Here is a 24,909-nt window from a genome sequence, read left to right on the forward strand (position 1 = left end):
GCATGCCCGAAGGCTTGCTGGCAGGAAAGGTCGTGTGCATCAGCGGGGTGGGCCCGGCGCTGGGTACCACGCTCGCGCGGCGATGTGCGGAGAGCGGCGCAGACCTGGTCTTGGCGGCGCGCACCGCGCAACGACTCGACGATGTAGCCAAACAAATCAGCGACACCGGCCGCCGCGCCGTGGCCGTCGCCACCGACATCACCGATGACGATCAAGTCAAGAACCTCGTCGAGGCCGCATTGGCGGCGTACGGGCGGGTCGACGTGCTGATCAACAACGCGTTTCGGGTGCCCTCGATGAAGCCGTTGGCTGACACCACATTTCAGCACATCCGTGACGCCATCGAGCTGACTGTGCTGGGCGCACTGCGATTGATCCAGGGCTTCACGCCCACCCTTTCGGAGGCCAACGGCTCGGTGGTGAATGTCAATTCGATGGTGATCCGCCACTCCCAGGCGAAGTACGGCGCCTACAAGATGGCGAAGTCGGCGCTGCTGGCGATGTCGCAGTCGCTGGCGACCGAGCTCGGCGAAAACGGCATCCGAGTGAATTCCGTTGTGCCAGGCTATATCTGGGGCGAGACGCTGAAAGGCTACTTCACCCACCAGGCCGGAAAGTACGGCACCACGGTGGAACAGATCTATGCCGCGACGGCAGCGAACTCGGATCTCAAGCGCCTGCCCACCGAGGACGAAGTTGCCTCGGCCATCATGTTTTTCGCCAGTGACCTGTCGAGCGGGATAACTGGGCAGACGCTCGACGTGAACTGCGGGGAGTACAAGGCGTGAGCGAGCGCACTGACGTCGGCACCGTCGACGATCTACTGGAGTCGGCGTCGCGGCTCGTGGGTCTGGACGACTTCGGACCCGACGACGACAACTACCTCGAAGGCCTCGCCGTCATTCTCGACTCGTATCGGCGCGAGGCCGGTCTGACGCCGTTCGGCAGCAAGATCTGCCGGGTGTATCTGCGTGGCGCGCTTGCCGCGAGGCTGCTGGCTCAGGCAGGCTGGAAACAGTACCCGCACTACGTCGACGTGCCCGTCGAGCGGCCGATCTTCGTCACCGGGCTGCCACGCACCGGCACCACCGCACTGCATCGGCTGTTGAGTGCCGACCCGTCGCACCAAGGCATTCAGATGTGGCTGGCTGAATATCCGCAGCCCCGGCCGCCGCGCGAAACGTGGGACAGCAATCCGGTGTTCCTGCGGCTCAACGCGCAGTTCGAACAGCACCACGTCGAGAATCCGGAGTTCATGGGCCTGCACTTCATGAGCGCCGACGAGGTCGAGGAATGCTGGCAGCTGCTGCGGCAGTCGCTCCACGCGGTCGCATACGAGACGCTCGCGCACTTGCCGACGTATGCGCAGTGGCTGGCGAAGGAGGACTGGACACCGGCGTATCGGCGCTACCGCAAGAATCTGCAATTGATCGGGCTCAACGACGTCGGCAAGCGCTGGGTGCTGAAGAACCCCAGCCATCTCCATGCACTCGACGCGCTGATGGCCACCTTCCCGGATGCGCTTGTGGTGCAATGCCATCGGCCGGCGGAGACGCTGATGGCATCGATGTGCTCGCTGGCCGAGCACGCCACCGAGGGCTGGTCGACGACGTTCGTCGGCGCCACGATCGGCGCCGACTCCCTGGACACCTGGGCGCGCGGTCTCGAGCGGTTCAACGCGGTGCGGGCCCAACATGATCCGGCGCAGTTCTACGACGTCGACTACAAGGACTTCGTCACCGACCCGATCGGCACCGTCGAGGCCATCTACCGCTACTTCGGTATCGAGCTCACCGACGCAGCGCTGGCGGCGATGCAGCACATGCACGCCGAGAGTCAGAAAGGGCCGCGCGCACCGAAACACACGTATTCCCTTGAGGACTACGGGCTGACCGCCGAGCAGGTCAAGGCCCGGTTCGAGGGCCTGACCTAGCCGTCGCCGGGCGGCGGGGCGATGGGGACGCGTGGCAGCACCCCTTCGGCGATCGCATGCTCGATGCTGTCCGCCAGCCTCGGGCAGGTGCGTGCGCGCTGGGGCATCCCGCCCGACTCCCGCACTTCGGTGAAGTAGGCGCACCGCTGTGTGGCAGCCGAATCCCATTGCACCGCAGTGTGTCCGGGGCCCAGCTTCTTGACCTGCACCGAGACGTGACAGAACCGGCAATCCACCGGCTGCAGGCCCCACGTCAGATAACGTTCGCGGTCCCGCTGCGTCGCTTCACGCAACTGCGCTGCCCGCTGCGGGTCGACGACCGGCTGCGGGCGTGGCCCGCCACCGCCGCCGGACGGATGCGGATGGTCGTCGTCGTGCGCGCCGTGCACCAGCAGCATCGAGCGAGCGAGCTCGTCGACGTCCGGGGGACGTTGCGCGTCGTCACTCACGTCGAACTCTGCTCCGCCTTCTGCGTCTCCTGGCGCCGCAGGTTCTCCTCGACTTCCTTCTGCCAGTACTCGTTTGCCTTGGTGGTGTCCACCTCGATCTCGAAGCGGTCGGTCATCTCCGGGGTGACGTCGGCGACGTCGACGTAGAACTGCTGATACCAGCGGCGCAGCTGATAGACCGCACCGTCCTCTTCGACCAGCAGTGGGTTGTCGATGCGCGTCTTGTTCTTCCAGATCTCGACGTCCTGCAAGAAGCCCTTGCTGACCCCGACCGTCATTGCCTCGGCGAGCTTTTCGGTCACGTCCTCGCCCATGCCCTTGGGTTTCTGGACGATCACGCCCCACTGGAGCATGAACGATTCCTGCGTCACCGGATAGTGGCAGTTGATCAGAATCGACTCCGCCTTATAGCCGCCGTAGTTGTTGTGCAGCCAGTTGATCATGAACGACGGGCCGAAATACGAAGCCTCCGAATCGAGATGGGATTCCGTATAGGCGGAACCGCCGAGATCCACGTCAGGGCGGCCGACGTTGTGCAGATACTGCGACGCGATGTGGCCTTCGAACACATTCTTGAAGTACGTCGGCAGCCCGAAATGGATGTAGAAGAAGTGCGCCATGTCGGTGACGTTGTCGATGATGTCGCGGCAGTTCGACGGAATCAGTTCGCGGTTCCACCGCCAATCCGTCCACTCGTCGCTGGCCCACTCCGGAATCTCGGGGATCCGCACCTCGGGCTGCGGCGGGTTGCCCTCGTGGTCGTGCCAGACGAACAGCAGGCCGCTGCGAATGTCGGTGTGCCACGACCGGGTGCGGGCCAGCCGCGGGGTGCGCTTGGCGTACGGCACCAGCTTGCACTTGCCGTCTCCGCCCCAGCGCCAGTCGTGAAACGGGCAGGCGATCTCGTCACCCTTGATGGTGCCCTGGGTCAGGTCACCGCCCATGTGTCGGCAGTACCCGTCGAGCACATGCAAGTCCCCGTGCGAGTCGGCGAAAACCACCAGCTTGGTGCCGAACGCCTCGATCGCGTGCGGCTGCCCGTCGGTGAATTCCTTGACCGGTCCAAGGCAGTGCCAGCCCCGCGCATACCTGTCCGGCAGGGTGCCCGAGTCGATTTCGCGGTAGCCCGCGGCTTCGGTAGTCACGTCGGCGCCTCCAGTCGTGTTCTCTAACTAGAACACGTTACAGTTTTGCCGGAGGCAGATGCAATAAGCGCAGGCCGGCGATGCTGCATATGCGACCACCGCAGCGAACTCCCATTGCCGAGTAGCGGTCAGGGCGTGCAGCTGGTGGGGCCGCCGCCGGTGCTCACGCAGCAGCGGCCGTTGATGCAGCAGGTAGTCGCGCTGTCATTCGTGCTGGTGTTGTTGCCCACACTGGAGACCTGACTCGGCGTCACGTTGTTGGGTCCGGTCTGGATCGAGATGTTGTTGCCGCTGTTGACGTTCACGCCCGAGCCGGTGTAGCCGGGGCCGAACAGGCTGGTCAAGTCAGGCATCCAGGGGATGCCGCTCAGGGCGGTGCCTAGCGCATTGGTGCAGGCATCCTCGACGGCCGGGTGCGCGGAGGCGAACCCGGCCGACACGCCACTTCCCATAGTCGCCGCGGTGACCAACCCCGCAAACATCAGCCAACGTCCATGCCGTCGAGATGCCATGATGTCGTCCCCCTGCGGTCGTCGTGCTAGCAAACAGCATGCGCCGTCAAAGGGGCCGATGGCAAGACCCGTCAGCAAATCGGTCGTGGAAGCAATGATGCGTCGCTTCACGCATTGGCAAATCAAGCGCCACAGTTGACGGGTCGGAGCGGCAAACCGGTGCGCTAGACCTTGCGGGCAGTCTTGGCGGCCCGGTCCATCTCCCAGTACGCGCGCAGCGCAACGAGCTTGCCGTCGTCGTCGGCCTTGTATGTGAAGACGCCGTCGGCGGTGATCTGGTGACCACCCATCGTGATCACGATGGACCCGACGTTGGCCTCCTCGTTGCCGCACTGGAACGTGTCGACGAAGTTGAACTCGATCCGATCGGTGGGAGCGATTGCTTTGTCCCAGAACGCCGCGATGGCTTCCTTGCCCCGGTGTCCCTTGCCTTCAGGGTCGAACGCGGACGGGCCAATGGGATCTTCGACGATCGCGTCGTCGGCGAATACGTCGAGCCATGCTTGCTTGTCGCGGGCCGCCACCGCATCTCGTGAGCGCTGACCGGCGATGTGGGCGGCCGTCATGATTCCTGCCATCCCGAGTGGATGTAGGTGTCGGCGAACCGTTTCATCGAATCCTGTTTGGCCGACAGCGGCGCGTCGAAGCCCAGCCCCTCGAAAACCCATGGAATGACGATGTTGTCTGTCACGCCGATTTCGGCGAGTTCGCGGTGTCCGTCGACCCCGAACTTGTCGATGCAGACAACCTGGATCTCGAATGGCGTGTCGGCGCGGCCGTACTCCTGGCGGTAGGCGTCGAGCTTGCCGACGGTCTCGGCGATCTGGTCGGCCGTCATCATCGCGCTGGTCCAGCCGTCACCGACGCGGGCCGCCCGCTTCAGCGCGACGTCGGTGTGGCCGCCGATGTAGAACGGCACCGGCTGCGTGGGCGCGGGGCTCATCTGCAGTCGGCCGAAGTCGAAGAACTCGCCGTGGAATTCCACCATCCCGCCGCCGAGCACCAGCTTGATCACTTCGATCATCTCGTCGACGCGCGCGCCCCGCTTGCGGTACGGAACCCCGCACCACTCGAATTCCTCTGGTGCCCAGCCGATCCCGACACCAAACCCGAAGCGGTTGTTGGTCAGGTTTGCCACCGACCCGACCTGGCGGGCCAGCAGCAGCGGCTGGCGCGAACCCAGCTTCATCACGTTGGTGTAGAACCGCAGCGTCGACGTCACCGCACCCATCGCCGCCGCCGCGATCAGCGGGTCCACCCACGGGGTGTTCTCGTCCCACATCCGCGAGCCGTCAGGCGTGTACGGGTAGTCCGCCGACTGCTTCTCCATATAGAACAGCGAGTCGGGCAGCGCGATGGAGTCGAAGCCGACTTCCTCGGCGGTCCTTGCGATGTCGAGCAACTCGTCGATGGGACCCATCGCGATGCTGCACGTGTACTTCATGCGGGTCATGCCGCGGTGGTTTCGGCTCTGGCCGGCTTGTCGCTGCCCACCACCCACATCGAGTAGTACTGCGAGCCACCGCCATATGCGTGTCCGAGCGCCTTACGGGCGCCGGGCACTTGATGTGCCTCGCCCTTGCCCGTCACCTGAATTGCGGCCTCCGCGAAGCGGATCAGACCGGAAGCGCCGATCGGATTCGACGACAGCACGCCGCCCGACGGGTTGACCGGCAGCCGGCCGCCGATCGCGGTTTCGCCTGCCTCGGTCAGCTTCCAGCCTTCGCCTTCAGGGGCGAAGCCCAGGTTCTCCAGCCACATCGGCTCGAACCACGAGAACGGCACATAGATCTCGGCCACGTCGATCTCGTCGATCGGGCTCTTGATCCCGGCGGCTTTCCACAGCGCTGCGGCCGCGTCACGGCCCGCCTGCGGGTTGACCTGGTCGCGCCCGGAGTAGGCCAGCGGTTCGGTACGCAGGGCCGTCGCGTGGATCCAGGCGACCGGATGACCGTCGGCCACCCGCGCATCTGAGATCTCCTCGTTGCCGATCACCAATGCGCACGCGCCGTCCGACGACGGGCAGGTCTCGTCGAACCGGATGGGATCCCAGAGCATCTGGGAGCTGAGCACCTTCTCGATCGTGATGTCGGACTGCTGCAGGTGTGACAGCGGATTCTTGGCGCCGTTCAGCCTGTCCTTGACCGCCACCATCGCGCCGATGTGCGTGGGTGCCCCGGATCGCCGGATGTAGGCGCGCACGTGCGGCGCGAAGTAGCCGCCCGCGCCGGCACCGACCGGCTTGGTGAACGGCACCGGAATGCTCAACGCCCACATCGCATTCGACTCGGACTGCTTCTCCCAGGCCATCGCCAACACGCGGCGGTACTTCCCCGACTGCACCAGGCTGGCCGCCACCACACCGGTGGACCCGCCGACCGAGCCCGCAGTGTGGACGCGGATCAACGGCTTGTTCGTGGCGCCGACGGCGTCGGCCATGAACAGTTCGGGCATCATGACGCCCTCGAAGAAGTCCGGCGCCTTGCCCACGACCACGGCGTCGACGTCGTCGAACGTCGAACCCGCGTCGGCGAGCGCCCTGTCGATCGCCTCGCGCACTATGCCGTTCATCGACACGTCCTGACGCTTGGCGACGTACTTGGTCTGCCCGGTGCCCAGCACCGCGGCCAGTTGTCCGGCCACTAGTTTCTTCCCTCCAGTACCGCGACCAGATTCTGTTGCAGCGCAGGCCCGCTGGTGGCATGCGCCAGTACCCGCTGCGCCGAGCGATTCCAGATGTGTTGCGCGGCAAAGCCGATACGCTCCAGACCCGCGGAGAACATCGGGTTGGCCGCCAGCGTCCCGCCCGACGGGTTGATCTTCGTCGACGACGGCAACCCGATCGCCTCCACCAGGATCAGGTGCTGATGGGTGAACGGCGCGTAGATCTCGGCCACCTCGATGGCGCCGGCGTCACCGCCCGTCGCCGCCTTCGCCGCGGCCGCCGTCGACGGCGACGTGGTGAGGTCGCGAGCCCCGAGCACCGGGGTCTCGATGCGGTGCTCGAATCCGGTTATCCAGGCCGGGTTTTCGTGCAGCTCGCGGGCCCGGTCGCCGGCGGCCAGCACGATCGCCGACGCGCCGTCGGTGATCGGGGCGATGTCGTGGCGACGCAGCGGGTCGGCGAAGAACGGCCGCGCGAGCAACTCGTCGATCGACTTCGCCGGCTTCTCGGAATCCGTGCGCTGGGCCACCGCGAACGACTCGAGCGCCACCTGCGCCATCGCTTCTTGGGTCCACTTGCCGGCGTCGAGGCCCAGCCGCGCCTGCAGTCCCGCGATCGACACCGAGTCCGGCCACAGCGGTGCGACGGTGTAGGGATCGGTCTGCAGTGCCAACACCCGGCGCAAGGTGCCGGCCGACGACTTGCCGAACCCGTACACCAGCGCGGTGTCGACCTCGCCGGTGAGCAGCTTGATGTAGGCCTCGTAGAGGGCCCATGCCGCGTCCATCTCCACGTGCGACTCGTTGATCGGCGGCACCGCGCCGATCGAGTCGATTGCCGAGATGAACGAAAAAGCCCGTCCAGCAAGGTAATCCGAAGAGCCGGAGCACCAGAACCCGATATCGGCCTTGGTGATGCCCAGGTCGTCGTAGAGCTGGTGGAAACACGGCATCAGCATTTCGACGCCGTTGGTGGTGCCGTCGGTGCGGCGCACGTGCGGGGCGTGCGCGAATCCGACGACCGCAATGTCGCGTTCAGTCACGGGCCGTCCTTCTAGAGGTGGTGCTTGTAGGTGTCGTAGTCGGCGTCGGGCTCGCCGGAGGGCCGGAAGTGGTCGATGTTGTCGATGCCGAAATCCCACTCCTCGCGGGGCTTCCACACGGCCTCGACGCGCATGCCCATCCGGACCTCCGACGCGTCGATCTCGGTGACCAGGTGCAAAAACGGGATGTCGGCGCCGTCGAGCAGCACGTACGCCGCGACGTACGGCGGCTTGATCCGCTGTCCGGCGAACGGGATGTTGATGACGGCGAATGTAGTCACCGTGCCCTTGTCCGGCAGTTCGACGAACTCGTCGAGCGGCTCCCCGGTGGCCGGGTCCGCTTCTCGCGCAGGGAAATACACCTTGCCGTTCTTGCCGGACCGCGCGCCGAGCAGCTTGCCCTCTCGCAGCGCGCGCAGATATGCGCTTTCCGGATGCGACGCGCTGTGTTGGACCTCGATGCTGGACGGGATCACGACGATCTTCACCGGGTCCCGGTCGTCGGTGTTCTGCCCGCCAGGTTCGGCTTCCTCGCCCAGTGCGAAGTACGCGATGTCGGTGATGGCGCCCACCGGCTCGTCGACCCAGTGCGCGTGCACTCGAGTGCCGATGCCGATGTTGTCTGGCGATTCCGCGTCGACCGCATGCACCAGCGGGACGTCGGCGCCGTCGAGCTTGATCAGCGCCCACGCGAACGGCCGCTGCAGCGGTTGTCCCTCCAACGGCTGCGGCTGCCACGTCCACGACACCACGGTTCCGACGCTTGCCACCGGTACGATCTCGCGCAGCGGCTCGTACGTGACGGGGTCGTACTCGGCCGGCGGCACGTAGACGCGTCCGTCGGATCCGCGGACCCCCACGATGCGCCGCTCGCGTAGTGCGGTGAAGAACTGACCGAGGACCGGCCCGACCGAACGGGTGTAGTCAAAGGCCAGTTTCAATGGCGCCGAAAGGGGCGGTTGCGATGTGTCAATCGAGGCCGGACTACTTTGGCTGACAGTCACGCCAACGAGTAGAACAGGTTCTAAGAACTGTCGCAAGAAGCGGTGGCGGCGGCCAAGAGAGGTGGGTCATGAAGCTCGGCTTGCAACTGGGGTACTGGGGTGCGCAGCCGCCGACGAACGCCCCCGAACTGATCGCGGCGGCGGAGGAGGCTGGGTTCGACGCAGTGTTCACCGCCGAAGCGTGGGGTTCTGACGCCTACACGCCACTGGCCTGGTGGGGCTCGTCGACGCAGCGGCTCCGGCTGGGCACCTCGGTGGTGCAGCTGTCGGCCCGCACCCCGACGGCGTGCGCCATGGCCGCGCTCACCTTGGACCACCTGTCCGGCGGCCGGCACATCCTCGGCCTCGGCGTGTCCGGGCCGCAGGTGGTCGAGGGCTGGTACGGGCAGAAGTTCCCCAAGCCGCTGGCCCGCACCCGCGAGTACATCGACATCGTGCGGCAGGTCTGGGCCCGTGAAGCGCCCGTGACCAGCGACGGCCCGCACTACCCCCTGCCGCTGCGAGGTGACGGCACCACCGGGTTGGGCAAGGCGCTCAAGCCGATCACCCATCCGCTGCGCGCCGATATCCCGATATTTCTGGGCGCCGAAGGACCGAAGAACATTGCGCTGGCCGCGGAGATCTGCGACGGCTGGCTGCCGATCTTCTACACCCCGCGGCTGGCGGACATGTACAACGAGTGGCTCGACGAAGGGTTCGCCAGACCGGGCGCGCGTCGCACCCGCGAAACCTTCGAGGTGTGCGCCACCGCCAACATCGTGATCACCGACGACCGCGCGGCAACGTTCGAGGCGATGAAACCCTTCCTCGCCCTGTACATGGGTGGCATGGGTGCCGAGGACACCAACTTCCACGCCGACGTCTACCGCCGCATGGGCTACGGCGAGGTGGTGGACGAGGTCACCAAGCTGTTCCGCGCCAACCGCAAGGACGAAGCCGCCAAGATTATCCCCGACGAGGTGGTCGACGACGCGGCGATCGTCGGGGACACCGACTACGTGCGTAAGCAGGTCGCCGTCTGGGAAGCCGCCGGCGTCACGATGATGGTGGTGACCGCGCGCAGCGCTGACGAGATCAAGCGCCTCGCCGAGTTGATCTAGCTATTGCTTGTCGGTGATTTAGAACACGTTCTACAGTGAGCGCCATGTCCGCCTCCCAGCACACGATCGCCGGCCAGGTGCTCACGATGCCAGTCGAGATCCGCAAGGCCCGGCAGCACATGGCGATGTTCTTCGTGGACGCCGACGCCGCGCAACGGCTCATCGACTACAGCGGCCTTCAGGTGTGCCGCGTGCTGCCCGGCCGTGCCGTCGTGATCCTGATGCTGATGCACTACATCGACGGCGACCTGGGCCAGTACTACGAGTTCGGCACCAACGTGATGGTCAACCCACCCGGCTCGACCGCAAGCGGTCCGCGCGCCCTGCAGTCCGCCGGTGCTTTCATCCATCACCTTCCCGTCGACCAGGAATTCACGCTGGAAGCGGGTACCACCATCTGGGGCTATCCAAAGGTGATGGGCGAGCTCACGATTCGCGAAGGCCGCCAATTCGGCTTCGACCTGAACATCGACGGGCAGTTCGTCGTCGGCATGGAGTTCCGGCGAGGGCTGCCGATCGCGCTGACTCCACGGACCCAAACGCAACGCACCTACTCGTGTCGCGACGGCGTCACGCGCGAGACAGCATTCGAGATGTCGAGTACGGGTGTACGCAGTCGCGTCGGCGGCGTTCGAATGTGGCTGGGGGACCATCCCTATGCCAAGGAACTCGCCTCGTTGGGTTTGCCAAAGCGTGCGATGTTCTCCAGTTCCGTTGAAAACGTCGAGATGTCGTTTGGTGACGCCCGGGAGGTTGTGCGGTGACGGAATTCGTTTCTTCGGCTCCGCCGAAGGCGACGAGGCCTGACGTAGATCTGACCGACGGTGCGTTTTACGCCGGCGACTCGCGATCGGTCTACAAGTGGATGCGGGAAAACGAGCCGGTGTTTCGCGATCGCAACGGGCTGCCCGGCGTCGCCTCCTACCAGGCGGTGATCGACGCCGAGCGCCAGCCGGAGCTGTTCTCCAACGCCGGCGGCATTCGGCCGGACCAAGAAGCGCCGCCGATGATGATCGCGATGGACGACCCCGCACATCTGTTGCGCCGCAAGCTCGTCAACGCCGGCTTCACGCGAAAGCGGGTGCGCGACAGGGAGCCGGCGATCGCCGCGCTGTGCGACCGGTTGATCGACGCGGTCTGCGAGCGCGGCGAATGCGACTTCGTCTGGGACATCGCCGCGCCGCTGCCGATGGCGGTGATCGGCGACATGCTCGGTGTGCTGCCCGAGGAACGCGAGATGTTCCTCAAGTGGTCCGACGACATGGTGAGCTTCTTGAGCAGCACGACCGCAGAAGAAGACTTCCAGGTCTCGATGGACGCGTTCGCGGCCTACACCGAGTACATGACCGGCATGATCGAGGCCCGCAAGAAGGAGCCCACCGACGACCTGGTGAGTGTGCTGGTGCACGCCGAAGTGGACGGCGAGAAACTTGCCGACCACGAGATCGTCACCGAGGTGCTGCTGCTTCTGATCGGCGGCGACGAGACCACCCGGCACACGTTGTCCGGTGGCACCGCGCAATTGCTCCGCCACCCTGATCAGCACCAGCGGTTGGTCGACGATTTGTCGCTGCTGCCCAACGCCATCGAAGAGATGTTGCGCTGGACTTCCCCGGTGAAGAACATGGCGCGCACCATCACCGCAGACGTCGAGTTCCACGGCACGCAGTTGAAGCAGGGGGAGAAGGTCATCCTGCTGTTCGAGTCGGCCAACTTCGACGAGAAGGTGTTCGGCGACCCGGAGAACTTCCGGATCGACCGCTATCCCAACAACCACCTGGCGTTCGGCTTCGGGACCCACTTCTGTTTGGGCAATCAGCTTGCACGCCTTGAGCTTTCGGTGATGCAGACCAAGCTCCTGCAGCGGCTGCCCGATCTGCAGCTGGCCTCCGATGACCCGCTGCCGCTGCGGCCGGCGAACTTCGTGAGCGGGCTGGAGAAAATGCCGGTGCGCTTCACTCCCACCAAGCCCGTCGGCGCCTAGCCTTTTCACCGAGCGTGAGCGCACTGCGAAATCGCGGCTGATTTCTCGCAACCAGCTCACGCTCGGCGGGCGCGAGCGTCCCTGATCTGGCGGATGATGTCTTGCTCGCAGTCCTCGACGGTCACGCGAACGTCGATCCACCCCTGGTTGGCCAAGCCCTCGGCGCGACGGATGTCCTTGTTGGCCCGTCGGCGGTCCAGGTGATGGTCACCTTCGTAATCGGCGCCGACCTTGATGTCCTCCCAGCCCATATCGATGACTGCAATCAGGACCCCGTACTCGTCGTAGACGGGAATCTGCGTTCGCGGCCGCGGAAAGCCGGCCCGAATGAGCAACAAACGCAACCAGGTTTCGCGCGGTGACTCGGCGCCGGCGTCGACGAGCTCGATTACCTTGCGGGCCTTGCGCATCCCCCGTCGACCCGCATACCGAGCCGCGAGCAGTTCGACGTCGGCCATCTCGAGGCGGGTGGCACGGGCCAACGCGTCGATCGCCGCGACGGCGTCAGCCACGGGATAGCGGCAGGCGATGTCCAAAGCAGTGCGGGCCGGCGTCGTCAAGCGGATGCCGTTTTTCCACTCCACCTCGTCATCGGCCCAGCGGTCAGACCAGGTGCGGATTCCCTTGGGGGGTCGTCGGTTGTCCGACAACACCTCCGCGGGCAGATGCGCGTCGACCCATTTCGCGCCGTGCAGCGCGGCAGCGGACCGGCCGGCGATCACGTCGTCCCGCCTCGACCACAGCCACGCCCCCGTGGCTCGCGAGACAGCGGTCATCCTTGTGCCGCGCGGGAGGTAGACATCTTTATGAACCGCGACGAACCTGCTGCGCAATTGGTACGGCGTGAGGCGTCCGGATGCGACGGCCTCGCTCCCAATGAATGGCTCGTCCATGGCCGAAGTGTGCTGTCAGCCACCGACACGTCGCCGAGCGTGAGCTGGTTGCGAGAAAACCTTCGAGAATTCGCACTGCGCTCACGCTCGGCGAAAGAGCCAGAGCAGACGAGCTAGCGGCCCTTGAACTCCGGCTTGCGCTTCTCTTTGAAGGCGCGCGGGCCCTCCTTGGCGTCCTCGGACAAGAAGACCTGGATACCCAGCTGCGTGTCGATCTTGAACGCCTCGTTCTCGGGCATGCCCTCGGTCTCCCGGATGGACTTCAGGATCGCCTGCACCGCCAGCGGGCCGTTGTTGTTGATCGTCTCGGCGATCTCCAACGCCTTGTCCAGCGCCTGACCGTCCGGCACGACGTACCCGATCAGTCCGATCTCCTTGGCCTCCGCAGCTGTAAGGTGCCGCCCAGTCAACAGGACGTCGGCGGCCAGCGTGTACGGGATTTGCCGCGGCAGCCGCACGGCTGACCCGCCCATCGGGTACAGGCTCCACTTCGCTTCGGACACACCGAATTTCGCGCTCTCACCGGCCACCCGGATGTCGGTGCCCTGCAGGATCTCGGTGCCACCCGCGATCGCCGGGCCTTCGACCGCCGCGATCAACGGCTTGGTCAGCCGCCGGCCCTTCAACAACGCGTCGATGCGGGATGGGTCGTAACTGCCGTCTTTGAACGACTCGCCCGGCGGCCGGGCCGACGCAGCTTTGAGGTCCATGCCCGAGCAGAAGTAGCCGCCGGCGCCGGTGAGGATGCAGGAGCGAATGTCCGGATCATTGTCGACGCGGTCCCACGCCTCGACCATTATCGAGAGCATCTCGGTAGACAGCGCGTTGCGTGCCTCGGGCCGGTTCAGCGTCACGATCAGGGTGTGTCCGCGCTGCTCAATGAGGGCGTCGGCGTCTTTGTCGGACTCGCTCACAGTCGCTCACCTTCCTGCAGACTTGTCATGAAATGTAACACGTTCTAATTTGGGCTCCGTGGCCTTGAACATCGCAGACCTTGCCGAGCACGCCATCGACGCCGTGCCTGATCGTGTCGCGCTGATCTGCGGTGACGAGCAGATCACGTACGCGGAGCTGGAGGAGAAGGCCAACCGCCTCGCTCACTACCTGCTGGATCACGGGGTCAAGAAAGACGACAAGGTCGGCCTGTACTGCCGCAACCGCATCGAGATCGTGATCGCGATGCTGGGCATCGTCAAAGCCGGCGCGATCCTGGTGAACGTCAACTTCCGCTACGTCGAAAGCGAGCTTCGCTACCTCTTCGACAACTCCGACATGGTGGCGCTGGTCCACGAACGCCAATATTCCGACCGCGTGGCCAACGTCTTGCCGGAGACTCCCAACATCAAGACGATCCTCGTGGTCGAAGACGGCAGCGACAACGACTACCAGCGCTACGGCGGCGTCGAGTTCTACGACGCGCTCTCGCAAGGCTCACCGGAGCGCGACTTCGGCGAGCGCAGCCCCGACGACATCTACCTCCTCTACACCGGCGGCACCACCGGCTTCCCCAAAGGTGTGATGTGGCGTCACGAAGACATCTACCGCGTGCTGCTGGGCGGAACCGACTTCGCCACCGGCGAGTACGTCAAGGACGAATACGACCTGTCCAAGCAGGCCGCCGCCGGGCCGCCGATGGTCCGGTTCCCGATTCCGCCGATGATCCACGGTGCCACCCAGTCGGCCACCTGGATGGCGCTGTTCTCTGGCGGAACCGTCGTTCTCGCACCGGAATTCGACGCCGAAGAGGTCTGGCGCACCGTCCACAAGCACAAGGTCAACCTGCTGTTCTTCACCGGCGACGCGATGGCCCGGCCGCTGCTCGACGCGCTGACCAAGGACAACGATTACGACCTGTCGTCGCTGTTCCTGCTCGCCAGCACCGCGGCGTTGTTCTCGCCGAGCATCAAAGAGAAGCTTCTGGACCTACTGCCCAACCGGGTGATCACCGACTCCATCGGCTCCTCGGAAACCGGCTTCGGCGGCACCAGCCTGGTGGCCAAGGGCGAAGCGCACACCGGCGGACCGCGAGTCACTATCGACAAGTGGACCGTCGTGCTCGACGAAGACGGCAACGAGGTCAAGCCCGGCTCGGGAGTGCGCGGCGTACTGGCCAAAAAAGGCCACGTGCCCGTCGGCTACTACAAGGACGAGAAGAAGTCCGCTGAGACGTTCCGGGTGATCAACGGTGTGCGCTATGCCATTCCGGGCGACTACGCGCAGGTCGAGGCCGACGGCACGGTGACCATGCTGGGGCGCGGATCGGTGTCGATCAACAGCGGCGGCGAGAAGATCTACCCCGAAGAGGTCGAGGCCGCGCTCAAAGGCCACCCGGATGTGTTCGACGCGCTCGTGGTCGGCGTTCCCGACGATCGGTACGGGCAGTGCGTGGCGGCCGTCGTGCAGCCGCGAGAAGGAACCCGGCCCACACTGGCCGAGCTCGACGCGTTCGTACGCTCCGAGATCGCGGGATACAAAGTGCCGCGGGCGCTTTGGTACACCGACGAGATAAAGCGCTCACCGGCCGGCAAGCCCGATTACCGCTGGGCCAAAGAGCAGACCGAGGCCCGCCCGGCCGACGAGGTCAGCACCCGACACGTCGGGGCGAAAACCTGATGCGCACCGAACTGTGCGACCGCTTCGGCATCGAATACCCGATCTTCGTCTTCACCCCGTCGGAGCGGGTAGCAGCTGCGGTGAGCAAAGCCGGTGGGCTGGGCGTGCTCGGCTGCGTGCGGTTCAACGACCCCGATGATCTCGAAGCCGTCCTGCGGTGGATGGACGACAACACCGACGGCTTGCCCTACGGCGTGGACGTGGTGATGCCGGCGAAGGTGCCGACGGAGGGCACTGCCGTCGACATCGAGAAGCTGATCCCGCAGGGCCACCGCGACTTCGTCGACAAGACGCTGGCCGACCTTGGTGTGCCACCGCTGCCCGATGACGAGAAGCGCTCGGAAGGTGTTCTGGGCTGGTTACATTCAGTGGCACGCAGCCATGTCGAGGTGGCGTTGAAGCATCCCATCTCGTTGATCGCGAACGCGCTCGGTTCGCCACCGGTAGACGTGATCGAGCAGGCGCATCGGGCCGGTGTGCCGGTGGCGGCGCTGGCCGGCAGCGCAAAGCACGCGCAACGGCACGTCGACAACGGCGTCGACATCGTCGTCGCCCAGGGCCACGAGGCCGGCGGCCACACCGGCGAGATCGGCTCGATCGTGCTGTGGCCGGAAATCGTCGACGCGCTGCAAGGGCGGGCACCGGTGCTCGCAGCCGGCGGTATCGGCACCGGCCGGCAAGTCGCTGCGGCGCTCGCGCTCGGCGCGTCCGGCGTGTGGATGGGTTCGGCGTTTCTGACCTCGACCGAGTACCACCTCGGCGTGCGCGACGAATCCGGGGTGTCGACCATCCAGCGGGCGCTCCTCAACGCCACGTCCAGTGACACCGTGCGGCGCCGCATCTACACCGGCAAGCCTGCCCGGCTACTGAAGAGCCGCTGGACCGATGCGTGGGACGCGCCGGATGCGCCCGAGCCGCTGCCGATGCCGCTGCAGAACATCTTGGTGTCCGAGGCGCATCAGCGGATGAACGAGTCGAACGACCCCACGGTCGTCGCGATGCCGGTCGGCCAGATCGTCGGCCGGATGAACGAGATCCGCCCGGTCGCCGAGATCATCGCCGAGCTGGTCGACGGCTTCGAGGCGGCCACCCGGCGCCTCGACGAGATCGCCGGCCGGTAGCGGCCGATCGTCCCCCGATCAGGGGACGCCGGAATACTCCGGCGCAGGGCCGGTTGCCTGACAGACACCTCTCTTGCGCTGCGGCACAGTAGGTGCATCACCGGAACACACCGGAAGATGGGCCGAAATGCCAACGCAGCAGGAGAGTTCACAATGACCGCTCAGACCACCGCCACGTGGATGCGCCGAGTCGCCGCCGGTGCGGTGCTGGCCGCCGCCCCCGCGCAGATCGCGCTCGGCACCGCCACCGCCAGTCACGCCGAAACCCCCTCGACATCTCCGTCGTATGCACCGGCGCCAAGCCACACCACGCAATACCAGCAGGGCGATTTCCAGTCATGGCACCAGCGCCATGCCGCCGACATCCAGTCCTGGTACCGATGAGATGAGCTCGCCTAGCGAGGCGACGCGGCGATCTCCGCTTGCGTGTCTCGGATGACGCAACGGGTGCCGGTGTAGACGGCGGGCATGCACTTCTGACAGTGGATGCACAGCCCTTCGGTCGCATGGCCCTCGCGAAACTTGTTGACAGTGTCCGGGTCTCGCAGCAGCGCGCGTGCCATCGCGACGAACTCGAAGCCCTCGTCGAGGGCGCGGTGCACGGTGTCGAGCCGGTTGATGCCGCCGAGCAAGATCAGCGGCATGCGCAACGCTGCCCGGAACTGGCGGGCCTGCGGCAGGAAGAAGGCTTCCTCGAACGGATATGTCCGGAAAAGGCGCTGACCGATCATCCGCAATCCTGCACCGACGGCCGCGGGCTGCACAGCGATGAACTCCTCCATCGGCACGTCGCCACGGAAGTAATACATCGGGTTGAGAAGCGAGCTGCCACCGGTCAGCTGCAAGGCGTCCAGATGGCCGTCGGATTCCAGCATCGCGGCGGTGGGAAGGCTGTCGGCCAGCCAGAAACCCTTTCGCACACCGTCGTCCATGTTGAACTTCGCGGTCACGGCGATCGATTGCCCGACGACGCCGCGGACCCGTTCGGCGACCCGGCGTGCCAGTTCGGCGCGCCGTCGGACGTCTCCGCCGAATTCGTCGGTCCGCTTGTTCAGATTCGGGCTGAAGAACGAGCTGAGCAGGTAGCCGTGTCCCATGTGGATTTCGACGGCGTCGAACCCAGCCTCGACCGCATTGCGAGCCGCACTTCCGAAGTCGTCGACCACGGCTTCGAGTTGTTCCCGGGAGGCGCCTTTGACCCGCGCCATCGCTGGTGCGCTGAAACGCGTGGTGGGTGCGAGGGTCGGCGTGCGATTGGACAAGGTGTTGGCCACCAGGCCGGCGTGTCCGATTTGCGCGCACACCAGCGCGTCTTCGTGGTGAACGGCATCCGTCAGCCGACGTAGTGCCGGCACGCATTCGCGGGTCATGACGATTGTGTCGCGGTGCACCCGGCCACCCGGCGAGATCGCGCAATAGGCCACTGTGGTCATCGCGGCGCCGCCTCGGGCGACGGCGGTGTGGAAGCCGATCAGCTCGTCGGTGACCTGGCCGCGCGGCATCACCCCTTCGAAGGTGGCCGCCTTGATGAACCTGTTCTTCAAGGTCAACGGACCCAGCGTCATCGGGGTGAAGGCCGCCGATTCCGCGTTCGGGCTGCTTTTCGATGCCATTGGCACCGTAATATACACGCTTGCAGAGAGCGGAGGATATGCAGATCGCAGTGACGGGTGGCACCGGCTATCTCGGCGCCCACACCGTTCGTGCACTACTCGAGGACGGTCACGCCGTTCGACTGCTCGTCGCACCCGGTGAAGAATGCGGCGCGCTGGTGAACCGTCTCCGAGAGCTGGGTGACGTCACGCTGCTGGATGGTGATGTCCGCGACGCGCAATCCATTGACCGGCTTCTCGACGGCTCCGACGCCGTACTGCACGCCGCCGGTGTCGTCGGCACAGACAACCGGCGGGCCACATTGATGTGGGAGATCAATGCCTATGCGACCGAGACAATCCTGACGAGGGCGGTCGAGCGGGGGCTGGATCCGATTGTTTCCGTGAGTAGCTACAGTGCGCTGTTTCCGCCGCCTGACAAGGTGATTGGGCCCGACACTCCGACGGCGTCAGGCCGGACGGCGTATGCGCAGACCAAGGCCTACGCCGACCGGGTTGCCCGGCGCCTGCAGCATGCCGGGGCGCCGGTGGTCATCACCTACCCATCGAGCGTGGTGGGCCCTGCGTTCTGCAGCGGACCGGGCGTGACCGAAAGCGGATGGGCGCCGATCGTGCGAGCCGGGATTGCACCGCGATTGCGCGGCGGCATGGCTATGGTCGACGTTCGCGACGTCGCGCAAGTCCATCGCAAAGTGATGCAGCCGGGTCGAGGCCCTCGGCGCTACCTGTGCGGCGGAAAGATGGTCGCGTTCGACGACATGATCACCGCGCTGGAGAAGGGCACCGGTCGGCGTGTGACGCGATCCCATTGCGGCCGAGCGTGTTTCGCGGCATCGGACGGTGCTGCGACATCGTCAGCCGGTTCGTGCCGGTGGGTGCCGGGTTGAGCTACGAAGCGGCTCTGCTGCTGACCGCGGCCATCCCCACCGACGACTCGGCGACGCTCGCCGAACTCGGCATCGAATGGCGTTCGCCCGAGGAGTCAATTGTCGAGTCGCTGCGCAGCGGACCCGGCGATGGCCGTCTTCAATAGGTCACCGATCCGCTCGTGCAGCGCATCGGTGTCGTCGTCGGTCGCTACCGACGTGAGGAACAGCGCCGCGCCGGCAGCCATCGCAAGCACTGCCCGCGCGTCGAGATCCGCCTGGCGACGCTGGTCGTGCCCCACGGCGTCGACGTCGGCGACGAACAGCTCCACCGCAGGCCCGCTGAAGGACAACCACAGCGACCGTCGCAACTCCTCGTTGTCTTGCAGCGCCAGAAGCAATCCCGGCACGGCGGCTTTCACGTCCGGGCGGCTGAACAGCTCATGACTGCCGCGGACCACCCAGTCGATCCAGCCCGCCACGTCGGTTCCGTCGAACGGCGTGAGATCCGGTGACTCGCCGAGGATTGCATGCAGCACCAGGGCGGCCTTCGACGGCCACCGCCGGTTCAGGCTTGCCCGGCCGACACCCGCTCGCGCCGCGATCAGCCGCACGCTGAGCCGATGCCATCCGACCTCGACCAGCAGCTCGCGCGTCGCTGCCAGAACCCGATCGTCGATGGACGAATCACGTGGCCTGCCTCTGGTACCGGTGTCCCGTGCCACCAAGCCATTGAACAACAAAGCCATTGAACAGCAGGAGCGCGCAGGTCCTACCGTGCGATCTCCCACACCGGGTCGTCGCATTCGACGCCTTGCGCCGAAAGCTGCCGTTTGAGCACTTTGAACGTGTGCGTGCGGGGGAGATCCGTGCTGATCCGCACGAACGACGGCCACTGCTTGGGCCCCAGATCGGGCTGACTGGCGAGGAACTCGCGGAACGCTTGCGGGTCGAATGCAGCGCCGTCGCGCAATACCAGCGCTGCCATCACCTGGTCGCCGACGTCGTGGGCCGGTATCGGATACACCGCGGCCTCGACGACATCGGGGTGGCGCAGCAGCACGCGTTCTATCGGTGCGGCGCCCAGGTTTTCGCCGTCCACCCGCATCCAGTCACCTAGCCGACCCGCGAAGTACACATAGCCGGCTTCGTCGCGGTACGCCAAATCACCGCTGTGGTACACACCGCCGGCCATCCGCTCGGCATCGGCGTTGGGGTCGTTGTAGTAGCCCTCGAATCGGCCTGCGCCTGAGATGTTGACCAGCTCGCCGGTTAACCCGGGCGGGCACGCCTCGCCGGTGTCGACGTCGACGATCTCGACGCCGTCGGGCAGCGGCCCCAGCGACCCAGCTGGTGTGTCAGGAGTCCGTGCGATCGCCACCCCGCCTTCGGTGGAGCCGAATCCGTCGACCACCAGCGTGCCGAAACGGCGGGCGAACCGCTCGATGTCACGAGGTGCGCCCTCGTTGCCGTACACCACGCGCAACGGGTTGTCGGCGTCGTCGGGACGTTCGGGGGTGGCGAGCACGTACGACAACGGCTTGCCGACGTAGTTTGCGTACGTCGCACCGTACCGGCGGACATCAGCCAGGAATTGCGATGCAGAAAACTTGCGGCGCAACGCCATTGACCCGCGACAGGCCAACGCGACCGACCATCCGACGAGAACTGCGTTGGAGTGGAACAACGGCATCGACACGTAGCAGACGTCAGCGGGGCCCAGGCCGAAGCGCTCGGTCATCGTGACACCGGCAATGGCCACCTTCCCGTGACTGCAGATCACCGCCTTCGGGTCACCGCTGGTGCCTGAGGTGTAGATCAACATGAACGGATCCGACGGTTTTGCGGTCTGCGCGACCACCGGGGCATCCGCGAACTTCTCGAGTTCGGCTGCCCACTCGGCGGAGTCGACGTCGACGTAGTCGGTGTCGCCCAGACCCTCGGCCAATGCGGAATCGGCAAGCACCAGTTGACAGTCCGCATGGCGGACATCGCGGTCCAGAGCGGCGCCGCGGCGCACCGGGTTCAGCCCCACCGGGACGATCCCGGTGAGCGCCGCTGCGAGGAGCACCGACGAGAAGAACGGCGTGTTCTGCAGAAGCACACCGACATGCGGCGGGCGGGTCGGATCCAGACGTGCGTGCAGTGCCGCCGCTACCGCGGCGCCCTGCCGAATGTGGTTGCGCCAGCTGATGAACTCGTCTTCGAAGAACACTCCGCGGTCGTCGACCTCGACGAGCGGAGTCACCAGCTCGGTGACGGTCGGGAGCTCGTCGGTCACGCGGTCACACCGGCGTGTCGGCCAGCTCGCGGCCGATCCGGCGCAGTTGGCCTGTGGCGGAACCGATCCCGAACTCGATCTGCTTGGCCACCAGGAAGTAGCGGTGCACGGGATGGTCGATGTCGATTCCGACGCCGCCGTGCACATGCACGGTGGTGTGCGCGATGCGATGGCCGGCGTCGGCAGCCCAGAACGCGGCCGTCGCCACCTCGACGTCGGCGGGCAGGCCTTCGGACAGCCGCCAGGCCGCCTGAGTGAGCGTCAGGCGCAGTCCTTTTACGTCGATGTAGCCGTCGGCGAGACGTTGCGCCACCGCCTGGAAACTCCCGATCGGCCGGTTGAATTGTTCACGCGTGCGCGCGTATTCGGCGGTCAGCTCCAGCGACCGCTCCAAGACCCCCAGCTGATACGCGGCGCGGCCCAGCGTGGCCAGCGTGGTGAGCCAGTCGACGGCGTCCGTGCCGCCGGCTGCCCGGCCCGCGTCGACTTCGACGCCGTGCAGGTCGAGATGTCCGACACTGCCCTGCCCGGTGGTCTGCAGCGCGGTCACCGACACGCCGGGGTCAGACGATGCGACCAGGAAAACCACTGTGCCGGAATCGGTTTCGGTGGGCACCAGGAATGCGTCGGCCACGGGCGCGTAGTTCACCTGGGTGCGGGTGCCGGTGAGCCGGTAGCCCGCGCCGCTCGGCGTCGCCTGCACTGGCCCCGCACCCATCTCGGCGTCGAGTGCCACGGTGATGATCTTCTCGCCGGAGATGGCAGGCACCGCCCACGCCTGCTGTAGGTCGCTGGTGCCGAATTGCGCCAGTGCGGCGGACCCCAGCACCACCGACTCCAGGTACGGCACGGCCGCCAGCTGCCGGCCCAGCGCTGTCAGCACCGCGGCCTGCTCCAGCACGCCAAAACCGCCACCACCCAACGGTTCCGGCGCAGCGGCGCTGAGGACGTCGGCGTCGATCAGTTTCGACCACAGTTCGCGGTCGAGCCGTTGCTCCAAACCGTCGAGTTCACGCTGATGCTCGGGTGTGCACACCGCCTCGGTGATGGTGCGTACCAGCCCGGCGAGATCGTCGGCGGCTTCGGTTTGCGAGAAATCCATGGTGTCCTCTCAGCGCTCCACTCGCGGCAGTCCCAGCGCCACCATGCCGATGATGTCGCGCTGAATTTCATTGGTGCCGCCGCCGAACGTCAGGATCAGGCAGGCCCGGTGCATGCGCTCGACCCGCCCGCGCAGCAGCGCGCCGGTGGAATCCTGCCGCACGGTCGCGGCCGTGCCGAGCACCTCCATCAGCAACCGGTACGCCTCGGTGGCCAGTTCAGTGCCCAGCACCTTCGCCGCCGACGCGTCGGCCGGTGACGGAGCAACCTCCGCCGCAGAGGCCAGTTCCCAGTTGATCAGCTTGAGCACCTCGGCCTTGGCGTGCACGCGGGCCAGGTTCACCTGGACCCATTCGGCGTCGATCAGCCGTGTCCCGTGGACGTCCTTAGTGTTCTGCGCCCACTCCCGAACGGCATTGAGCGCCAAGAAGATCGGCTGCGCCGACACCAGCGCGACGCGCTCGTGGTTGAGCTGATTGGTCACCAGCCTCCAGCCGCCGTTCTCTTCGCCGACCAGGTTGGCCGCCGGGACGCGCACGTCCTGGTAGTACGTCGCGCTGGTGTCCGGGCCGGCCATCGTGTGCACCGGTGTCCAGGAGAATCCTGGCGCGTCGGTGGGCACGATCAGCACGGAGATGCCGCGGTGCTTCTTGGCATGCCGGTTGGTGCGCACGGCCAGCCACACATAGTCGGCGTACTGGATCAGGCTGGTCCACATCTTCTGGCCGTTGATCACGTAGTCGTCGCCGTCGCGCACCGCGGTGGTGCGCAACGCGGCCAGATCGGTGCCTGCCCCCGGCTCGGAGTAGCCGATTGCGAAGTGGATATCGCCGGAGGCGATCTTGGGAAGATAGAAGCGCTTCTGCTCGTCGGTGCCGTACGCCATGATCGTCGGCGCGACACTGTTGATGGTCAGAAACGGCACCGGTGCGCCGGCGATCGCGGCCTCGTCGGTGAAGATCAGCTGATCCATCGCCGAGCGGGCCTGCCCGCCGTACTCCTTGGGCCAGCCCAGCGCCAGCCAGCCGTCGCGCCCCATCTGCGCGACCGTCTCCCGGTAGACATTGCCGGACCCGTATTCGCCCGACGTCATGGACAGCGCTTCGGTGCGCTCCGGTGTCATGAGCTTGGCGAAGTACGACCGCAGCTCGCGGCGCAACTCCTCCTGCTCAGGGGTGTAGCTGATCCGCATCGCGTCGTCGTCCTTCGTCGTTGACAACCGCCGGGCCGCTACCCCGGCGTATTCCTGGTTGTAACACGTTCTAGTCTTGCGGTCCAGGCATGGTTTCCGCCAGCTGCGCGCCAGCCTGGTCCGTATTGTGGGTGCTGCGCTAAAACGGCAGTGCCCAGGTGATTGCGAGGAGGTTGTCGTGCGGGTTGAAGTGGACCGCGATCGCTGTGAAGGTAACGCGGTGTGCGTGGGAATCGCGCCAGACCTATTCGATCTCGACGACGAGGACTACGCGGTGGTGAAGAAGGATCCGGTGCCGGCCGACGAGGAGAACCTGGCCGAGCAGGCGATCGCCGAATGCCCCCGCGCCGCGTTGTTGCGGAAGGACTAGAGGTATTCATAACTTGAGCGCATCTGAGGGGCATGAGGCTGGCCGTCAGGCCGATCAGTTGACCGATCTGTCCGGTCGCGTCGCGGTGATCACCGGTGCCGCGGCCGGCCTGGGTCGGGCCGAAGCGATCGGGCTGGCCCACGCAGGCGCAACCGTGATCGTCAACGACCTGGCCGCGGCGCTGGACGCATCTGATGTGTTCGACGAAATCAAGGCTGCGGGCAGCAAGGGTGTCGCGGTGGCCGGCGATGTCGCCGAACGGTCGACCGCCGACGAGATGGTGTCCGCCGCTGAGCGTGAAGGCGGCCTCGACATCGTCGTCAACAATGCCGGGATCACTCGCGACCGGATGCTGTTCAACATGACCGACGAGGACTGGGACCTCGTCATCAGGATTCATCTGCGTGGGCATTTCCTGCTGACCCGCAACGCCGCCGCGTATTGGCGGGCGCGCGCCAAAGAGGCGGGCGGGCAGACCTGGGGCCGGCTCATCAACACCTCGTCGGAAGCCGGCCTGTCCGGCCCGGCCGGACAGGCCAATTACGGAGCCGCCAAGGCCGGCATCACCGCGCTGACGCTGTCCGCGGCCAGGGCGCTGCGCCGCTACGGTGTATGTGCCAACGCGATCTGCCCGCGGGCCCGCACCGCCATGACTGCCGACGTGTTCGGCGAGGCACCCGCGGACGCCGACATCGACCCGCTGTCGCCTGACCATGTGGTCACGCTGGTGCGTTTCTTGGCCTCACCGGCTGCCGAAGCGGTCAACGGGCAACTGTTCATTGTCTACGGGCCGTCGATCACGCTGGTCGCTGCGCCCACCGCCGAGCAGCGGTTCACCGCCGATGGCGCAGCCTGGGCAGCGGACGAACTCAGCGCCACCTTGCAGAAATACTTTGCTGACCGGGATCCTGAGCTGACGTTCGCGGCGACCCAGCTGATGGGAGGCCGATAATGACGCCACCGTCAACCGACGGCACCTTGACACCTAGAACACGTTCTAGAGATCTAGCTCACAGCAAGCTGTG

At 65.9% G+C, this 24,909-nt stretch carries 25 protein-coding genes and 1 pseudogene; 11 read left to right on the forward strand and 15 right to left on the reverse strand.

Annotated features, from left to right (window positions below; genetic code table 11):
* The first annotated feature begins 2 nt into the window (after positions 1-2).
* On the forward strand, positions 3-788 hold the full coding sequence (locus AC5Y39_RS18740) for an SDR family oxidoreductase (RefSeq protein WP_500020674.1): 786 nt from the start codon (positions 3-5) through the stop codon (positions 786-788).
* Positions 785-1,933, forward strand: a complete 1,149-nt coding sequence (locus AC5Y39_RS18745) for a sulfotransferase family protein (RefSeq protein ID WP_500020672.1) — start codon at positions 785-787, stop codon at positions 1,931-1,933. The genes AC5Y39_RS18740 and AC5Y39_RS18745 overlap by 4 nt, the downstream gene beginning before the upstream one ends.
* Here AC5Y39_RS18745 and AC5Y39_RS18750 read toward each other — a convergent pair.
* From AC5Y39_RS18750 to AC5Y39_RS18785, 8 genes are all read right to left on the reverse strand, one after another.
* Entirely contained in the window at positions 1,930-2,382 is a 453-nt protein-coding gene (locus tag AC5Y39_RS18750; protein WP_500020670.1) for a hypothetical protein, read from the reverse strand. The two genes, AC5Y39_RS18745 and AC5Y39_RS18750, sit on opposite strands and share 4 nt — an antisense overlap.
* Positions 2,379-3,527: a 3-ketosteroid-9-alpha-monooxygenase, oxygenase component gene (locus AC5Y39_RS18755; protein ID WP_500020668.1), complete on the reverse strand. Its 1,149-nt coding sequence runs from the start codon at positions 3,525-3,527 to the stop codon at positions 2,379-2,381. The genes AC5Y39_RS18750 and AC5Y39_RS18755 overlap by 4 nt, the downstream gene beginning before the upstream one ends.
* A 128-nt stretch (positions 3,528-3,655) precedes the next feature.
* Entirely contained in the window at positions 3,656-4,150 is a 495-nt protein-coding gene (locus AC5Y39_RS18760; RefSeq protein WP_500020666.1) for a hypothetical protein, read from the reverse strand.
* A gap of 53 nt (positions 4,151-4,203) precedes the next feature.
* Entirely contained in the window at positions 4,204-4,605 is a 402-nt protein-coding gene (locus AC5Y39_RS18765) for a nuclear transport factor 2 family protein (protein WP_500020664.1), read from the reverse strand.
* Positions 4,602-5,483: a TIGR03619 family F420-dependent LLM class oxidoreductase gene (locus tag AC5Y39_RS18770; RefSeq protein WP_500020860.1), complete on the reverse strand. Its 882-nt coding sequence runs from the start codon at positions 5,481-5,483 to the stop codon at positions 4,602-4,604. Before AC5Y39_RS18770 ends, AC5Y39_RS18765 begins: the two co-directional genes overlap by 4 nt.
* Before the next feature lie 5 nt (positions 5,484-5,488).
* Positions 5,489-6,682: a thiolase family protein gene (locus AC5Y39_RS18775; RefSeq protein WP_500020662.1), complete on the reverse strand. Its 1,194-nt coding sequence runs from the start codon at positions 6,680-6,682 to the stop codon at positions 5,489-5,491.
* Positions 6,682-7,746 carry a thiolase family protein gene (locus AC5Y39_RS18780; RefSeq protein ID WP_500020660.1) on the reverse strand — a complete coding sequence of 355 codons (1,065 nt, stop codon included), beginning with the start codon at positions 7,744-7,746 and terminating at the stop codon, positions 6,682-6,684. Before AC5Y39_RS18780 ends, AC5Y39_RS18775 begins: the two co-directional genes overlap by 1 nt.
* An 11-nt stretch (positions 7,747-7,757) precedes the next feature.
* On the reverse strand, positions 7,758-8,750 hold the full coding sequence (locus AC5Y39_RS18785) for a Zn-ribbon domain-containing OB-fold protein (protein ID WP_500020658.1): 993 nt from the start codon (positions 8,748-8,750) through the stop codon (positions 7,758-7,760).
* A 68-nt stretch (positions 8,751-8,818) separates the two neighbouring features.
* Here AC5Y39_RS18785 and AC5Y39_RS18790 point away from each other — a divergent pair, with 68 nt between their 5' ends.
* The 3 genes from AC5Y39_RS18790 to AC5Y39_RS18800 are packed head-to-tail and all read left to right on the forward strand — an operon-like array spanning position 8,819 to position 11,834.
* Positions 8,819-9,850 (forward strand): LLM class F420-dependent oxidoreductase, encoded by a 1,032-nt coding sequence (locus tag AC5Y39_RS18790; protein WP_500020657.1) that lies wholly within the window; start codon positions 8,819-8,821, stop codon positions 9,848-9,850.
* Positions 9,851-9,894: 44 nt separating this feature from the next.
* Positions 9,895-10,614, forward strand: a complete 720-nt coding sequence (locus tag AC5Y39_RS18795; RefSeq protein ID WP_500020655.1) for an acetoacetate decarboxylase family protein — start codon at positions 9,895-9,897, stop codon at positions 10,612-10,614.
* The gene (locus tag AC5Y39_RS18800; protein WP_500020653.1) at positions 10,611-11,834 is read left to right on the forward strand and encodes a cytochrome P450; all 1,224 of its coding nucleotides are present in this window, start codon (positions 10,611-10,613) and stop codon (positions 11,832-11,834) included. The genes AC5Y39_RS18795 and AC5Y39_RS18800 overlap by 4 nt, the downstream gene beginning before the upstream one ends.
* A 56-nt stretch (positions 11,835-11,890) precedes the next feature.
* Here the strand turns inward: AC5Y39_RS18800 and AC5Y39_RS18805 are convergent, their stop codons facing one another.
* Both AC5Y39_RS18805 and AC5Y39_RS18810 read right to left on the reverse strand, forming a co-directional pair.
* Positions 11,891-12,727 carry a type IV toxin-antitoxin system AbiEi family antitoxin gene (locus tag AC5Y39_RS18805; protein ID WP_500020651.1) on the reverse strand — a complete coding sequence of 279 codons (837 nt, stop codon included), beginning with the start codon at positions 12,725-12,727 and terminating at the stop codon, positions 11,891-11,893.
* Between the two features lie 113 nt (positions 12,728-12,840).
* Positions 12,841-13,641: a crotonase/enoyl-CoA hydratase family protein gene (locus AC5Y39_RS18810; RefSeq protein WP_500020649.1), complete on the reverse strand. Its 801-nt coding sequence runs from the start codon at positions 13,639-13,641 to the stop codon at positions 12,841-12,843.
* Between the two features lie 49 nt (positions 13,642-13,690).
* Between AC5Y39_RS18810 and AC5Y39_RS18815 the strand changes: the two genes are divergently transcribed.
* The 3 genes from AC5Y39_RS18815 (at position 13,691) to AC5Y39_RS18825 (ending at position 16,845) form a co-directional block, all read left to right on the forward strand.
* Complete coding sequence (locus AC5Y39_RS18815) at positions 13,691-15,340, forward strand: acyl-CoA synthetase (RefSeq protein WP_500020647.1); 1,650 nt, start codon at positions 13,691-13,693, stop codon at positions 15,338-15,340.
* A complete protein-coding gene (locus AC5Y39_RS18820) occupies positions 15,340-16,461 on the forward strand; it encodes an NAD(P)H-dependent flavin oxidoreductase (protein WP_500020646.1) in 1,122 nt (373 codons plus the stop codon). Before AC5Y39_RS18815 ends, AC5Y39_RS18820 begins: the two co-directional genes overlap by 1 nt.
* 153 nt (positions 16,462-16,614) lie before the next feature.
* Complete coding sequence (locus tag AC5Y39_RS18825; RefSeq protein WP_500020644.1) at positions 16,615-16,845, forward strand: hypothetical protein; 231 nt, start codon at positions 16,615-16,617, stop codon at positions 16,843-16,845.
* An 11-nt stretch (positions 16,846-16,856) separates the two neighbouring features.
* Here AC5Y39_RS18825 and AC5Y39_RS18830 read toward each other — a convergent pair whose 3' ends face one another.
* Entirely contained in the window at positions 16,857-18,074 is a 1,218-nt protein-coding gene (locus tag AC5Y39_RS18830) for an NADH:flavin oxidoreductase (protein ID WP_500020642.1), read from the reverse strand.
* A gap of 38 nt (positions 18,075-18,112) precedes the next feature.
* Between AC5Y39_RS18830 and AC5Y39_RS18835 the strand changes: the two are divergent.
* Positions 18,113-19,107: pseudogene (locus AC5Y39_RS18835) on the forward strand (NAD-dependent epimerase/dehydratase family protein).
* Here AC5Y39_RS18835 and AC5Y39_RS18840 read toward each other — a convergent pair.
* The 4 genes from AC5Y39_RS18840 to AC5Y39_RS18855 are packed head-to-tail and all read right to left on the reverse strand — an operon-like array spanning position 19,057 to position 23,514.
* Positions 19,057-19,665: a helix-turn-helix domain-containing protein gene (locus tag AC5Y39_RS18840; protein WP_500020640.1), complete on the reverse strand. Its 609-nt coding sequence runs from the start codon at positions 19,663-19,665 to the stop codon at positions 19,057-19,059. The pseudogene AC5Y39_RS18835 and the gene AC5Y39_RS18840 sit on opposite strands and share 51 nt — an antisense overlap.
* 47 nt (positions 19,666-19,712) lie before the next feature.
* A complete protein-coding gene (fadD17, locus tag AC5Y39_RS18845) occupies positions 19,713-21,221 on the reverse strand; it encodes a long-chain-fatty-acid--CoA ligase FadD17 (RefSeq protein ID WP_500020638.1) in 1,509 nt (502 codons plus the stop codon).
* Positions 21,222-21,225: 4 nt separating this feature from the next.
* Entirely contained in the window at positions 21,226-22,323 is a 1,098-nt protein-coding gene (locus AC5Y39_RS18850) for an acyl-CoA dehydrogenase family protein (RefSeq protein ID WP_500020636.1), read from the reverse strand.
* A 9-nt stretch (positions 22,324-22,332) separates the two neighbouring features.
* Positions 22,333-23,514, reverse strand: coding sequence for an acyl-CoA dehydrogenase (locus AC5Y39_RS18855; RefSeq protein ID WP_500020858.1), 1,182 nt, complete (start codon positions 23,512-23,514; stop codon positions 22,333-22,335).
* Between the two features lie 178 nt (positions 23,515-23,692).
* Between AC5Y39_RS18855 and AC5Y39_RS18860 the strand changes: the two genes are divergently transcribed.
* Positions 23,693-23,884: a ferredoxin gene (locus tag AC5Y39_RS18860; protein WP_499907035.1), complete on the forward strand. Its 192-nt coding sequence runs from the start codon at positions 23,693-23,695 to the stop codon at positions 23,882-23,884.
* Positions 23,885-23,942: 58 nt separating this feature from the next.
* The gene (locus AC5Y39_RS18865) at positions 23,943-24,836 is read left to right on the forward strand and encodes a 3-oxoacyl-ACP reductase (RefSeq protein WP_500020856.1); all 894 of its coding nucleotides are present in this window, start codon (positions 23,943-23,945) and stop codon (positions 24,834-24,836) included.
* Positions 24,837-24,909: the final 73 nt, after the last annotated feature.

Source organism: Mycobacterium sp. NGS39 (assembly GCF_059812765.1).

Excerpts from the sequence above, each read along its gene's own strand:
- AC5Y39_RS18765 (WP_500020664.1), bottom strand. The coding sequence starts at position 4,605 with ATGACGGCCGCCCACATCGCCGGTCAGCGCTCACGAGATGCGGTGGCG.
- AC5Y39_RS18740 (WP_500020674.1), top strand. The coding sequence starts at position 3 with ATGCCCGAAGGCTTGCTGGCAGGAAAGGTCGTGTGCATCAGCGGGGTG.
- AC5Y39_RS18850 (WP_500020636.1), bottom strand. The coding sequence starts at position 22,323 with ATGGATTTCTCGCAAACCGAAGCCGCCGACGATCTCGCCGGGCTGGTA.
- AC5Y39_RS18820 (WP_500020646.1), top strand. The coding sequence starts at position 15,340 with ATGCGCACCGAACTGTGCGACCGCTTCGGCATCGAATACCCGATCTTC.
- AC5Y39_RS18855 (WP_500020858.1), bottom strand. The coding sequence starts at position 23,514 with ATGCGGATCAGCTACACCCCTGAGCAGGAGGAGTTGCGCCGCGAGCTG.
- AC5Y39_RS18795 (WP_500020655.1), top strand. The coding sequence starts at position 9,895 with ATGTCCGCCTCCCAGCACACGATCGCCGGCCAGGTGCTCACGATGCCA.
- AC5Y39_RS18830 (WP_500020642.1), bottom strand. The coding sequence starts at position 18,074 with ATGGCATCGAAAAGCAGCCCGAACGCGGAATCGGCGGCCTTCACCCCG.
- AC5Y39_RS18790 (WP_500020657.1), top strand. The coding sequence starts at position 8,819 with ATGAAGCTCGGCTTGCAACTGGGGTACTGGGGTGCGCAGCCGCCGACG.
- AC5Y39_RS18805 (WP_500020651.1), bottom strand. The coding sequence starts at position 12,727 with ATGGACGAGCCATTCATTGGGAGCGAGGCCGTCGCATCCGGACGCCTC.
- AC5Y39_RS18770 (WP_500020860.1), bottom strand. The coding sequence starts at position 5,483 with ATGAAGTACACGTGCAGCATCGCGATGGGTCCCATCGACGAGTTGCTC.
- AC5Y39_RS18825 (WP_500020644.1), top strand. The coding sequence starts at position 16,615 with ATGACCGCTCAGACCACCGCCACGTGGATGCGCCGAGTCGCCGCCGGT.